The following is a 12,438-nucleotide window of genomic DNA, read 5'->3' as shown; positions in this document are numbered from 1 at the left end:
GCTCGCGAATGCGTCGTGTCAGTCAATACATCAGTAGCCTGATAGACCGCATTCGCGAGCAAGCCCGCTCCCACAGGGAGTATGTGGTGTTTACCAGGGAATGGTTTCACCCTTGTAATTGATGAAGTGATGCCCGCCCTTGCCGGTGTACGCATTCACCTGATCAACCAACCCACGGGTGCTGGTTTCCACATCCAGATCCGCGCCTTCGCCACCCATGTCTGTCTTTACCCAACCCGGATGCAGCGACAACACGGTCATCTTCTGCTCGCCCAATTGCGTGATAAAACTGTTGGTCATCGAATTCAGCGCAGCCTTGCTCGCTTTGTACAACGCCAGCTCCGGCGCGTCCGGCACCGTCACGCTGCCGAGCCCGGAACTCATGAACGCCAGCACGCCACTGCCATCACGGATCTGCCCGACAAAACGCTGCGCCAGATTGATCGGCGCCACCGCGTTGGTGAAAAACAGCTGACCGACTTCAGCCAATGTCGCGCCGCCCGGGGTCTGATCGGCCGGGCCTTTGACCCCGGCGTTGACGAACAGCAGATCAAACGTTTCGCCCTTGAGCTGTTGGCTCAGGGCGATCACCGCTTGCTGATCGTCCATGTCGAGCTTCTCGATCCGCACCTTGCCTAATGCTTGAAGCGCATCGGCATTGGCAGGATTGCGCACGGTGGCGGTGACTTGCCAGCCATCGGCCAGCAGGGTTTTCACCAGACCGAGGCCAAGGCCCCGGGAGGCGCCGATGATCAGTGCGTTTTTTGCAGACATGAGGGGCTTCCTTGATGAATGAGGATCATGGATTCAATGGACAGGCCTGACCGAGCCGAAGTTGCAGCTCTTGCCGCAGTACGTCGAGTTCGCTCATGCGGGTTTCGATCAGTTGCAGTTTGTCGCGCAGCAACTGCGCCACGGCGTTGTCCGGATCGGGGGCGTTCCACAACGCCGCGACACTGTCGCCGATCTCGCCGAGGGTAAATCCCAGGCGCTGCGCGGTTTTGATATAGAGCACCAGTTGCACCATCTCCGGTGGATAGTCGCGGTAACCGTTGGCGCTACGCTGCGCCGCAATCAACCCGCGTTGCTCATAGAAACGCAGGGTGTCACGGCTGACGGCGCTGGCCAGGGCTAATTCACCGATGCGCATGGCGACTCTCAAAAGGGCTATTGACCCTGGAGCATACTCCAGGCTTTAACGTACTTGCTCCCTGAATTTCTGGAGCAAGGACGATGTGGACTTCAACGCAGTATCGCCACGTGGTGCGCGGCAGCGCCTGGTATGACTTGATCGTTACTGCGGCTTTTGCCACGCCGTGGAGTTTTGCGCTTGTGCATCGGTTGTTGAGTGCGCTGGATTTGCCGGGTGAGCTGCCGGCGTTTCAGCCTGTGCACATGTTGATGGCGAATCTGTTGGGGTCGGTGGTGTGTGTTTGGGCGGTGCTGCGGATTCGTGATCCGCAGGCGCTTTATGGACGGTATGACGCGGTGGCGCGGTTTTTGTTTGCGGCTTGGCAAGCGTATGCCTTGTTGCACGGTGCCAGTTCGATTTTGCTGGTTTTCCTGGTCTTCGAACTGGCGTGGGGCGTTGCTCAGGTTTTGCCTGTTAGAAAGCCATCGCGAGCAGGCTCACTCCTACAAGGAAATTGTGAACCCGATCCAATGTAGGAGTGAGCCTGCTCGCGATAGGGCCAACAAGGTCAACGCATTAATGCCCCGCCTGCCACGGCTGCCCCAACGAAACCGGTGCATACAACCGCGTACGCACCGCATCCCGCGACAACAGCACCAACACCAAAATCGTCGCCACGTACGGCAGCATCGCCAGCAAACTCGACGGAATCGCCAGCCCCAACCCCTGCGCCACCAAATGCAGGATGCTGGCGAGCCCAAACAAATAAGCCCCGAGCAACAACCGCCACACTCGCCAACTGGCAAACACCACCAGCGCCAACGCTATCCAGCCACGCCCGGCAGTCATGTTTTCCGCCCACATCGGCGTATACGCCAGCGACAAATAAGCCCCGGCCAACCCGGCCATTGCCCCGCCAAACAGCACCGCCAAGGTTCGTACGGTCAGCACCGGCAAGCCCATCGCACTGGCCGCATCCGGGTTCTCACCCACGGCTTGAATAATCAACCCGACACGACTTTTGATGATCACCCACGCCACCAGCGCAAACAGCGCGAACGACAGATACACCAGCAGATCCTGCGCAAACAGCATCCGCCCGATCAGCGGAATTTCACTCAGATAAGGAATCGCCAACGGCTCAAAACCGGCCAGTGGTTTACCCACCCAGGCCGCGCCGACAAAGGTCGACAGCCCGACACCAAAAATCGTCAGGGCCAAACCGGTCGCCACTTGATTGGCATTGAATACCAGCGCCACCAGCGCAAACAGTGACGACAACAACATCCCGGCCAACATCGCCAACAACACGCCAAGCCACAGGTTGCCGCTGTTCAGCGCGACGATAAAACCGATCACCGCGCCAAACAGCATCATCCCTTCCTGCCCAAGATTGAGCACACCGCTCTTCTCGCAGATCAGTTCACCCAGCGCCACCAGCAACAGCGGCGTGCCGCATCGCACCATGGCGTAGAAAATATTGCTCAACAGATCGATATCCATCACAGCGCTCCGGCGGTTACGGCGGTGGTCGACGTGCGCTTCACCCAGCGCAGGTTCAGGCGTGGCCGATAGAGGATCAGCACGTCACAGGCGAGCAGGAAAAACAGCATCATTCCCTGGAACAACTGGGTGATCGCCTGCGGCAGATTCATCGTCATTTGTGCGCTCTCGCCACCGATGTACAGCAGCGCCATCAACAGACTGGAGAACAGAATCCCGATCGGATTGAGGCGCCCAAGAAACGCCACGGTAATCGCCGCATAGCCGTAACCCGGCGAGACCTGCGGCACCAATTGGCCAATCGGCCCGGTAACTTCGCAGACACCCGCAAGCCCGGCCAAGCCGCCGCTGATCAACAGCGCGAGCCAGATCAGCCGCTTCTCGCGAAAGCCGACAAACCTCGCCGCACGCTTGTCCAGCCCGAGCACTTTGATCTGGAAACCGACAAAGCTTTTCTGCAACAACACCCACACCGCGACCAGTGCGAGCAGGGCGAAATACACCCCGGCGTGCACGCGGCCATCCTCCATCAACAACGGCAAACGGCTGGCGTCGCCGAACATCGCCGACTCGGGAAAGTTGAATCCGGCCGGATCCTTCAGCGGCCCATGCACACAGAACAGCAGCAGGTTCAGCGCGATGTAATTGAGCATGATGCTGGTGAGGATTTCGTTGGCGTTGAAGCGTGTGCGCAACCACGCGGTCAGTCCGGCCCACGCCGCGCCGGCGAGGGTGCCGGTGAGCAGAATCAACACCAGCGCCCAACGGCTTTGCATGTCGATGATGTTCACCGCCAACGCACTGCCGGCGAGGGCACCGAGGAGCAATTGACCTTCGGCGCCGATGTTCCAGATCCGCGCCTGATAGGCTACCGCCAGGCCCAGTGCGCAGAGCAGAATCGGCAGCGCCTTGACCAGCAATTCGGAGACACCATACAAATCGCTGACCGGCGCGATCAGCAGCGTATGCAAGGTTTGCAGCGGGTCGTGGCCGAGGGCGATAAACAGCAGCGAGCCGCAACCGAGCGTCAGCGCCGCCGCCAGTAACGGCGAGCACCACAGCATCAGGCGCGATTGCTGGCCACGGGGTTCGAGGGAAAGCAGCATGTGGAAAACTCCGTTAAACCGTGGCGGCAGAAGGTGGGTTGTCGAACTGGCCGGCCATCCAGCCGCCGACGTCGCTGAGTTGCGTATCGGTGGTGTTATGCAGCGCCGACAGGCGTCCGCCACACAAGGCGCCGAGGCGGTCGCTGATCTGGAACAGTTCGTCGAGGTCTTCGGAAATCACCAGAATCGCCGCGCCGGCGTCGCGCAACGCGATCAACGCACGGTGGATGGTCGCGGCGGCGCCGACGTCGACGCCCCAGGTCGGGTGCGCGGCGATCAGCAGTTTCGGTTGCTGAAGGATTTCGCGGCCGAGGATGAATTTCTGCAAGTTGCCGCCAGACAGGCTGCGCGCAGCGGTTTGCGCGTCCGGGGTTTTTACGCCGAAGCGCTGAATGATTTGCTGGGCGAGGGCTTCGACTTTGCCGCGTTCGATCAAACCGTGGCTGACCAAGCCTTGTTGGAAAGCGGTGAGCAGAGCGTTATCGGCCAGACTCAATTCCGGTACCGCACCATGGCCGAGACGCTCGGCGGGGACGAACGCCAAGCCCAATTTGCGTCGCGCGTCGGGGCGTAAATCGGCGACATGTTGCTCGGCGAATCGAATGGTTGCAGCTTGCGCGCGAGGCAAGGTTTGTTCGCCACTGAGCAAGGCGAGCAACTCATCCTGGCCATTGCCCGCGACCCCGGCGATACCGACGATTTCACCGCTGCGTACCTGCACATTAATGTCAGTCAGCGAGCAACCAAACGGATCGGGGTTGTGCCAGCTCAAGCCATTCACCTGCAAAAACGCCGCGCCACCGCTGACTTTCGGATAGTCGCCAATCAACGCCGCCGCTTCGCCAACCATCAACTGCGCCAATTGCTGATCGGAACATTCGGCCGGTACGCAATGCCCGGCCACGCGCCCGCCGCGCAGAACCGTCGCGCTATGACACAGCGCGCGAACTTCGCCGAGCTTGTGGCTGATAAACAGAATGCTGCAGCCCTCGGCGGCGAGACGGCGCAAGGTGATGAACAACTCGTCGGCCTCCTGCGGGGTCAGCACTGACGTCGGTTCGTCGAGGATCAGCAGACGAATGTCCTGCATCAGGCAACGGATGATTTCCACCCGTTGCCGCTCGCCGATCGACAGGCTGTGGACAAGTCGCTCCGGCTCCAGCGCCATGCCATAACGGCGCGACACTTCGCGAATTTTCGGTTCCAGTTGTTTCGGCGTGCCAGCCTTGGCGCCCATCGCCAGCGCGATGTTCTGCGCGACGCTGAGGGTTTCGAACAGCGAGAAATGCTGGAACACCATGCCGATGCCCAACTGCCGCGCCTGCGCCGGATTGCGGATGTTGACTCGCTGACCTTGCCAAAGCATTTCCCCGGCGTCGGCCTGGGTGACGCCGTAGATGATCTTCATCAAGGTACTTTTGCCCGCGCCGTTTTCACCGAGCAGTGCGTGAATTTCACCGGGCGCGATGCTCAGGTCGATGGCGTCGTTGGCCAGACAACCGGGGTAGCGTTTGCTGATGTGGCGCAGTTGCAGGCGCGCAGGAGTAGAAGCAATTGGCATGACAGGCTCGACTTGCTTGGAGTTGTGCCTGTGGATAAAGCAATTTCCTGGCCATTGAGTCAGGAACCCGAGCGGGCTGCGGATGCGGGCGCTCGGCGCAGAGCATTGCGCTGAAAATCGGCGGGATTTGCAGCACCAAATCGGAGCAAAGGTGTTGATCGGGCTCCAGTTTTGCCCGGCAGCAACTGATCAAAAAACGAGCAAACCCTTGGGAGCTAGGCAGAACCTGCGACTGCGGCGGTCATGAACGGGTTATCCACAGGTTGCTCCACAGTTATTGTGCGCAAGCCGAAACGCCGGGCATAAGCACTGTGGTGCTTTCTTCTAATAGTGATAAACGTAGCTAACTGATTGTTTCTGCTTGGAAATTACATTTCGTCGGGCAAATTGAACGAAAAGTGAACAAACCGCGCAAAGCCACGTGACAGAAGGGTTACAGCGTTATGTGCTCAGGTTATCCACAGTCGGGTGCACAGCAGATGTGGGCAAGTTTGCGGGATATGAAATTTCGAGGTCGCCCCAAAAGATCGCAGCCTTCGGCAACTCCTACAGGGAAACGCATTTCAATTGTAGGAGCTGCGGAACGCTGCGATCTTTTGACCTTGCTTCACCGCTGCAACAAAATCCGCCCCCGACTCAAATCCGCCAACTGTCCCTGCAACACCGCAATCTGCGCCTCACCCACCGCCAACTTCAACTCAACCCCATTCGCCGTAAAATTCTCTTCAACAACCAGCCCACCCAAATCCGCCACGCGCAACTTCACTAACGCCAACTCGGCAAACCCGCAGGCACAACTCAACGCCACCCGACTGATCAACTCAACCTTCGCCGCCGTCTGCAAACACTTGTTCGCCCCACCGCCATACGCGCGGGCCAACCCGCCAGTTCCCAGTTGAATCCCGCCGTACCAACGAATCACCAACACCGCGACCTGATCACAATCCTGCGCTTCAATCGCCGCCAATATCGGTCGCCCAGCAGTACCACCCGGTTCGCCATCATCATTGCTGCGATATTGATCGCCGAGTTTCCATGCCCAGCAATTGTGCGAAGCATTCAAATCGCTGTGCTGTTCAAAGAACGCCTGCGCATCAGCAGGGCTGCCGATCGGCGTGGCGAAGGTGATAAAGCGGCTTTTGCGAATCTCTTCGCGGTACTCGCAAAAACCGCTGAGGGTGAAAGGCATAAACGTCTTATAGAGAAGGAGTGAGGCCGCAGCCTTTGAGGATAATGCGGATCAGGTTGTTGCCGGCGTCTTCCATGTCCTGCTTGGTCAACTTGCTGCGTCCGCTGACGCGACAGATCTGCGTGGCGAAGTCGGCGTAATGCTGAGTGCTGCCCCACAACAGGAAGATCAGATGCACCGGATCGACCGCGTCCATTTTGCCCGCATCGATCCACGCCTGAAACACCGCCGCACGGCCAGTGAACCAGGCGCGGTAATCCTGATTGAAATATTCGGTCAGGCATTCGCCGCCGCTGATCACTTCCATCGCAAAGATTCGCGAGGCTTGCGGCTGGCGACGGGAAAATTCCATCTTGGCGCGGATGTAGCGGGTCAGCGCCTCGGCCGGATCGTCCTCGGCGGTGAGCGTGTTGAAGGTGCTGTCCCACAGCTCGATGATGTTGCTCAGCACCGCCACGTACAAACCGAGTTTGTTGGTGAAGTAGTAATGCAGGTTCGCCTTGGGCAACCCGGCATTCTGCGCGATGGTGTTCATGCTGGTGCCTTTGTACCCGTGACGGGCGAACTCGTCTTCGGCGGCTTTGAGGATGGTCTCTTCGTTTTTCTGACGAATGCGGCTGGCGGGTTTACCGCCGTGGGCTGGGACTTCAAAGGTCATAGGCACTTCCGGGTTTGTCTGTGGGTGCAACCAGTTGCGTTGATAGCGCACCCACAGGCATCCGACAAGTCTTTGCGCGATAAAACCGTTACGCCTGTTCGATCTTGTTCAGCGGCGCGTGGGTTTCAGTGGCTTCGGTTTTCGACTCCGGCAGCAACAGGCACAGGATGATTGCGGTCAGGCCACCGCTGGTGATCGCCGAGTCGAACAGGTTCTGCACCAGTTTCGGCAGCAGGTGCAGCAGGTTCGGTTGTGCGGCGATGCCCAGACCAACGCCGAACGATGTGGCGATGATCAACATGCTGCGCCGATCCAGCGACGACTGCGCGAGGATGCGCACGCCGGCCGCAGCCACCGCGCCGAACATCACCAGAGTCGCGCCACCCAATACCGGTTTCGGAATCTGTTGCAGCACCGCGCCGATCATCGGAAACAAGCCGAGACAAAACAGGATCGCGCCGATGTACAGCCCGACGTAGCGGCTGGCGACGCCGGTCAACTGGATCACGCCGTTGTTCTGCGCAAACGTAGTGTTGGGGAAAGCGCTGAAGGTCGCGGCGATCATGCAGCTCACGCCATCACCGAGCACGCCACCGCGCAGGCGGCTTATATAAGATGGGCCGCTGATCGGCTGACGAGCGAGCATGCAATTGGCGGTGAGGTCACCGACGGTTTCGATGGTGCTGATCAGATAAATCAGCGCGACCGGCAGGAAAGCTGTCCAGTCGAAGCTGAATCCGAACTTGAACGGCGTAGGAAAACTCACCAGCGGCAAGTCAGGCAATGGCTGCGGTACCAGTTTCCCACTGAACCACGCGGCCAGACTGCCGAGCACCAGACCAATGATGATCGCTGACAAGCGCACCCACGGCGTGTTCGAGCGGTTGAGCAGAATGATCGTCAGCAGCACGAACACGCCCAACGCCAGATTGCCCGGCGCACCAAAGTCCGGCGCGTTGAAGCCACCGCCCAGGTCAGTGATGCCGACTTTGATCAGACTGATGCCGATCAGGGTGATAACGATCCCGGTCACCAGTGGCGTAACAACTCGACGCAATTGCCCGATGAAACGGCTGAGGACGATCTGCACGATCGCGCCGAAAAAACACACACCGAAAATCATCGCCAGAATGTCTTCCGGGCTGCCGCCACGTTGCTTGACCAGAAACCCCGCCGACAGCACCGCACCGAGAAAGGCGAAACTGGTGCCTTGCAGACAGATCATCCCGGCGCCAATGCCGAACGGCCGCCGCGCCTGAATAAAGGTGCCGACGCCCGACACCATCAACGCCATGCTGATCAGGTAAGGCAGATAAGCGGTCAGCCCCAGCGCCGAACCAATCACCAGCGGCGGGGTGATTATGCCGACGAAACTGGCGAGCACGTGTTGCAGCGCTGCGAGCGTTGCGGCGAGTGGTTTAGGCCGGTCGTTGAGGCCGTAGATCAAGTCGCTGGACGGTGCGGAATCTGGCTGCATGGTTTAAGGCTTCTTATCAAAGGAACGAAGTAATTCCCCCTCTGCAAAAACCTGTCCACTTGCTCAACTTATTTTCTCTGTAGGAGCTGCCGAAGGCTGCGATCCCTTGATCTTGCTGTACTTCACCAACATCGCAATCCCGATCAACGCGTCGCCGCCAAACTCTCCAAAAAGCTCTCCAGCACCAAATGAGGGCGCCGCCCCTTGCGCGTGACCGATGCCAGACTCAAATCGTAAAACCGCGTCCCTGCTTTCAAAGCACGCAAACGCCCCTGCTGCACCCAAAGGCTGGCGTAATGATCCGGCAGATACCCAATGTAACGCCCGGTCAAAATCAAAAACGCCATGCCCTCTCGGTCAGAAGCACTGGCCGTGCAATTAAGCGCCTGGTAATGCGCCTGAATATCCGCCGGCAAACGAAACGTCGGCGCAATCGCGTCCTGACTGTTCAGGCGTTCGTCATCCAGTTGCTTGTCATCAACGTAAAACAGCGGATGACCCACCGCGCAATAAAGCAGTGAACGTTCGCTGTACAGCGGCTGATATTCCAGTCCCGACAAGGCACTGGCCTGCGGCACCACGCCGACATGCAGGCGGCCATCGAGCACACCTTGCTCGACTTCGTTCGGCGCAATCATGCGGATCTGAATCTGTACATCCGGCCCGCGCTCCTTCAGTTGTGCGAGGGCGTGGGTGATGCGCATGTGGGGGAGGGTGACGAGGTTGTCGGTCAGGCCAATGATCAGCTCACCGCGCAAATGCTGGTGCAGGCCGTTGACCTCGGTGCGAAAACTTTCCAGCGCACTTAATAGTTGCAACGCCGATTGATAGACCTCGCGTCCTTCCTCTGTCAGCGAAAATCCGGCGCGACCACGCTGGCATAGACGCAAACCGAGGCGCTGCTCCAGATCACTCATCTGTTGGCTGATCGCCGAGCGACCAATGCCGAGCACGGTTTCCGCCGCCGAGAAGCCGCCGCACTCGACCACGCTGCGAAAAATCCGCAGCAGGCGAATATCAAAGTCACTGACCTGGGCCAGCGGATCTGGGCGGCGGCTGCTCATCTTATCGTTCTCATTGTTTAGCAAAGTTCTAACTGAAGGTTAGAAGAGTTGAATTTCACCGACTTTATCGCCGTGGCAATTTAGCTGCAACAACGCTTTTTATCTCCCTGACGCTTATGCCCTGCGAGGTTTTGCCCGATGAACATGCCTGAAAACGCTCAGTCGCCACTGGCCAGCCAACTGAAGTTGGACGCGCACTGGATGCCGTACACCGCCAACCGTAACTTCCAGCGCGATCCGCGTTTGATCGTTGGCGCCGAAGGCAGCTGGCTGATCGACGACAAGGGCCGCCGGGTATACGACTCGCTGTCCGGTCTGTGGACATGCGGCGCCGGTCACACCCGCAAGGAAATTCAGGAAGCAGTCTCCAAGCAATTGGGCACCCTCGATTACTCGCCGGGCTTTCAGTACGGTCACCCGCTGTCGTTCCAGTTGGCCGAGAAAATCACCGAGCTGACCCCCGGCAACCTCAACCACGTGTTCTTCACCGACTCGGGTTCCGAGTGCGCCGACACCGCGGTGAAAATGGTGCGTGCCTACTGGCGCCTGAAAGGTCAGGCGACCAAAACCAAAATGATCGGCCGTGCCCGTGGTTACCACGGTGTGAACATCGCCGGCACCAGCCTCGGCGGCGTCAATGGCAACCGCAAGCTGTTCGGTCAGGCGATGATGGACGTCGATCACCTGCCGCACACGTTGCTGGCAAGCAACGCGTTCTCCCGTGGCATGCCGGAGCAGGGCGGTATCGCCTTGGCTGATGAGCTGCTGAAGCTGATCGAGCTGCACGATGCCTCGAACATTGCTGCCGTATTCGTTGAGCCAATGGCCGGTTCCGCTGGCGTACTGGTTCCGCCACAGGGTTACCTGAAGCGTCTGCGCGAGATCTGCGATCAGCACAACATCCTGCTGGTGTTCGACGAAGTGATCACCGGTTTCGGCCGTACCGGCAACATGTTCGGCGCCGACACCTTTGGTGTGACCCCGGATCTGATGTGCATCGCCAAGCAAGTCACCAACGGCGCGATCCCGATGGGCGCGGTGATTGCCAGCTCTGAGATCTATCAGACGTTCATGAATCAGCCGACGCCGGAATACGCCGTGGAATTCCCGCACGGCTACACCTACTCGGCGCACCCGGTGGCTTGCGCCGCTGGCTTGGCAGCACTCGACCTGCTGCAAAAAGAAAACCTGGTGCAGAGCGTCGCTGAAGTCGCGCCGCATTTCGAAAACGCGCTGCATGGTCTGAAAGGCTCCAAGCACGTTATCGACATCCGTAACTTCGGCCTGGCCGGTGCGATCCAGATTGCCGGCCGTGACGGCGACGCCATCGTGCGTCCGTTCGAAGCGGGCATGGCTCTGTGGAAAGCCGGGTTCTACGTACGTTTCGGCGGCGACACCCTGCAGTTCGGCCCAACCTTCAACAGCAAGCCGCAAGACCTCGATCGTCTGTTCGACGCGGTCGGCGAAGTGCTGAACAAGCTCGACTGATTCCACGCAGAACCTGTGGGAGCCGAGCTTGCTCGCGAAGGCGTTGTGAAGAGCGCCAAAGACATCCGGCTCCCCCACAAAGCTACCTATATATAGAAGGCGCCCTTCAATGGGCGCCCGCTGAACAAAAAATCAGGAGTTTTCGATGAGCGTTATCCCGCATTTGATCAATGGCGAACTGGTGACCGAGAACGGTCGCGCGGTTGATGTGTTCAACCCGTCCACCGGTCAGGCTATCCACAAGCTGCCATTGGCCACCCGCGAAACCATCCAGAAAGCCATCGATGCCGCCAAGGCTGCGTTTCCGGCCTGGCGCAACACGCCACCGGCCAAACGTGCCCAGGTGATGTTCCGTTTCAAGCAACTGCTGGAGCAGAACGAAGCGCGCATCTCGCAACTGATCAGCGAAGAACACGGCAAGACCCTCGAAGACGCCGCCGGTGAACTGAAGCGCGGCATCGAGAACGTCGAGTTCGCCTGCGCCGCCCCGGAAATCCTCAAGGGCGAGTACAGCCGCAACGTCGGCCCGAACATCGACGCATGGTCGGACTTCCAGCCGCTGGGCATCGTTGCCGGTATCACCCCGTTCAACTTCCCGGCCATGGTGCCGCTGTGGATGTACCCGTTGGCGATCGTCTGCGGCAACTGCTTCATCCTCAAGCCGTCCGAGCGTGACCCGAGCTCGACATTGCTGATCGCTCAGTTGCTGCTGGAAGCCGGTTTGCCGAAAGGCGTAATGAGCGTGGTGCACGGTGACAAGACTGCCGTGGACGCGTTGATCGAAGCGCCGGAAGTCAAAGCGCTGAGCTTCGTTGGTTCGACGCCGATTGCTGAGTACATCTACGCCGAAGGCACCAAGCGCGGCAAACGCGTGCAGGCACTGGGCGGCGCGAAGAACCATGCAGTACTGATGCCGGATGCCGATCTGGATAACGCGGTCAGCGCACTGATGGGCGCGGCGTACGGTTCGTGCGGCGAGCGTTGCATGGCAATTTCTGTTGCCGTGTGTGTTGGCGACCAGGTTGCAGATGCGCTGGTGGCGAAACTGGTGCCACAGATTCAGGCGCTGAAAATCGGTGCCGGCACTTCGTGCGGTCTGGACATGGGCCCACTGGTCACCGGTCAGGCGCGCGACAAAGTCAGCGGTTACGTAGATGACGGCGTAGCGGCGGGCGCGACCCTGGTGGTCGACGGTCGTGGTTTCAGCGTCGCTGGTCATGAAGAAGGCTTCTTCCTCGGTGGCTGCCTGTTCGACAACGT

General features: G+C 59.3%; 12 protein-coding genes (1 of these 12 only partly in view). 3 read left to right on the top strand and 9 right to left on the bottom strand.

From position 1 onward, the window contains the following. Positions 1–90: 90 nt before the first annotated feature. Together ACZZ0D_RS20665 and ACZZ0D_RS20660 are read right to left on the bottom strand one after the other, a co-directional pair. Positions 91–774, bottom strand: a complete 684-nt coding sequence (locus tag ACZZ0D_RS20665; RefSeq protein WP_150709029.1) for an SDR family oxidoreductase — start codon at positions 772–774, stop codon at positions 91–93. A gap of 25 nt (positions 775–799) precedes the next feature. Continuing rightward, positions 800–1,150: a MerR family transcriptional regulator gene (locus ACZZ0D_RS20660; protein ID WP_008088665.1), complete on the bottom strand. Its 351-nt coding sequence runs from the start codon at positions 1,148–1,150 to the stop codon at positions 800–802. A gap of 83 nt (positions 1,151–1,233) precedes the next feature. Here ACZZ0D_RS20660 and ACZZ0D_RS20655 point away from each other — a divergent pair, with 83 nt between their 5' ends. Continuing rightward, a complete protein-coding gene (locus ACZZ0D_RS20655) occupies positions 1,234–1,668 on the top strand; it encodes a hypothetical protein (RefSeq protein ID WP_463554153.1) in 435 nt (144 codons plus the stop codon). A 40-nt stretch (positions 1,669–1,708) separates the two neighbouring features. On the opposite strand, the gene ACZZ0D_RS20650 is transcribed toward ACZZ0D_RS20655, so the two are convergent. The 7 genes from ACZZ0D_RS20650 to ACZZ0D_RS20620 form a co-directional block, all read right to left on the bottom strand. Beyond that, positions 1,709–2,635, bottom strand: coding sequence for an ABC transporter permease (locus ACZZ0D_RS20650; protein WP_008088667.1), 927 nt, complete (start codon positions 2,633–2,635; stop codon positions 1,709–1,711). After that, the gene (locus ACZZ0D_RS20645; RefSeq protein ID WP_463554152.1) at positions 2,635–3,741 is read right to left on the bottom strand and encodes an ABC transporter permease; all 1,107 of its coding nucleotides are present in this window, start codon (positions 3,739–3,741) and stop codon (positions 2,635–2,637) included. Before ACZZ0D_RS20645 ends, ACZZ0D_RS20650 begins: the two co-directional genes overlap by 1 nt. 13 nt (positions 3,742–3,754) lie before the next feature. Next, positions 3,755–5,302: an ABC transporter ATP-binding protein gene (locus ACZZ0D_RS20640; RefSeq protein WP_463554151.1), complete on the bottom strand. Its 1,548-nt coding sequence runs from the start codon at positions 5,300–5,302 to the stop codon at positions 3,755–3,757. Between the two features lie 607 nt (positions 5,303–5,909). After that, the gene (locus ACZZ0D_RS20635) at positions 5,910–6,491 is read right to left on the bottom strand and encodes an IMPACT family protein (RefSeq protein WP_463554150.1); all 582 of its coding nucleotides are present in this window, start codon (positions 6,489–6,491) and stop codon (positions 5,910–5,912) included. Positions 6,492–6,498: 7 nt separating this feature from the next. After that, a complete protein-coding gene (locus ACZZ0D_RS20630; protein WP_008088675.1) occupies positions 6,499–7,149 on the bottom strand; it encodes a TetR/AcrR family transcriptional regulator in 651 nt (216 codons plus the stop codon). 88 nt (positions 7,150–7,237) lie between these two features. Then, the gene (locus ACZZ0D_RS20625) at positions 7,238–8,626 is read right to left on the bottom strand and encodes a uracil-xanthine permease family protein (RefSeq protein ID WP_053116961.1); all 1,389 of its coding nucleotides are present in this window, start codon (positions 8,624–8,626) and stop codon (positions 7,238–7,240) included. Positions 8,627–8,769: 143 nt separating this feature from the next. Continuing rightward, entirely contained in the window at positions 8,770–9,690 is a 921-nt protein-coding gene (locus ACZZ0D_RS20620) for a LysR family transcriptional regulator (RefSeq protein ID WP_053116962.1), read from the bottom strand. 138 nt (positions 9,691–9,828) lie between these two features. On the opposite strand from ACZZ0D_RS20620, the gene aptA reads away from it, so the two are divergent. Next, entirely contained in the window at positions 9,829–11,178 is a 1,350-nt protein-coding gene (gene aptA / locus ACZZ0D_RS20615) for an omega-aminotransferase AptA (protein WP_008088681.1), read from the top strand. A 145-nt stretch (positions 11,179–11,323) separates the two neighbouring features. Beyond that, positions 11,324–12,438 carry the 5' portion of a CoA-acylating methylmalonate-semialdehyde dehydrogenase gene (locus ACZZ0D_RS20610; RefSeq protein WP_053116963.1) on the top strand. 379 nt of this gene lie beyond the right edge of the window, so the window shows 1,115 of its 1,494 coding nt (coding positions 1–1,115); it begins with the start codon at positions 11,324–11,326; the stop codon falls past the right edge of the window.

Source organism: Pseudomonas sp. AC193 (genome assembly GCF_979258075.1).
Note: the sequence above shows the minus strand (reverse complement) of the source record. Positions and strands in the feature narration are given on the sequence as shown.

Excerpts from the sequence above, each read along its gene's own strand:
- ACZZ0D_RS20665 (WP_150709029.1), bottom strand. The coding sequence starts at position 774 with ATGTCTGCAAAAAACGCACTGATCATCGGCGCCTCCCGGGGCCTTGGC.
- ACZZ0D_RS20660 (WP_008088665.1), bottom strand. The coding sequence starts at position 1,150 with ATGCGCATCGGTGAATTAGCCCTGGCCAGCGCCGTCAGCCGTGACACC.
- ACZZ0D_RS20655 (WP_463554153.1), top strand. The coding sequence starts at position 1,234 with ATGTGGACTTCAACGCAGTATCGCCACGTGGTGCGCGGCAGCGCCTGG.
- ACZZ0D_RS20650 (WP_008088667.1), bottom strand. The coding sequence starts at position 2,635 with ATGGATATCGATCTGTTGAGCAATATTTTCTACGCCATGGTGCGATGC.
- ACZZ0D_RS20645 (WP_463554152.1), bottom strand. The coding sequence starts at position 3,741 with ATGCTGCTTTCCCTCGAACCCCGTGGCCAGCAATCGCGCCTGATGCTG.
- ACZZ0D_RS20640 (WP_463554151.1), bottom strand. The coding sequence starts at position 5,302 with ATGCCAATTGCTTCTACTCCTGCGCGCCTGCAACTGCGCCACATCAGC.
- ACZZ0D_RS20635 (WP_463554150.1), bottom strand. The coding sequence starts at position 6,491 with ATGCCTTTCACCCTCAGCGGTTTTTGCGAGTACCGCGAAGAGATTCGC.
- ACZZ0D_RS20630 (WP_008088675.1), bottom strand. The coding sequence starts at position 7,149 with ATGACCTTTGAAGTCCCAGCCCACGGCGGTAAACCCGCCAGCCGCATT.
- ACZZ0D_RS20625 (WP_053116961.1), bottom strand. The coding sequence starts at position 8,626 with ATGCAGCCAGATTCCGCACCGTCCAGCGACTTGATCTACGGCCTCAAC.
- ACZZ0D_RS20620 (WP_053116962.1), bottom strand. The coding sequence starts at position 9,690 with ATGAGCAGCCGCCGCCCAGATCCGCTGGCCCAGGTCAGTGACTTTGAT.
- aptA (WP_008088681.1), top strand. The coding sequence starts at position 9,829 with ATGAACATGCCTGAAAACGCTCAGTCGCCACTGGCCAGCCAACTGAAG.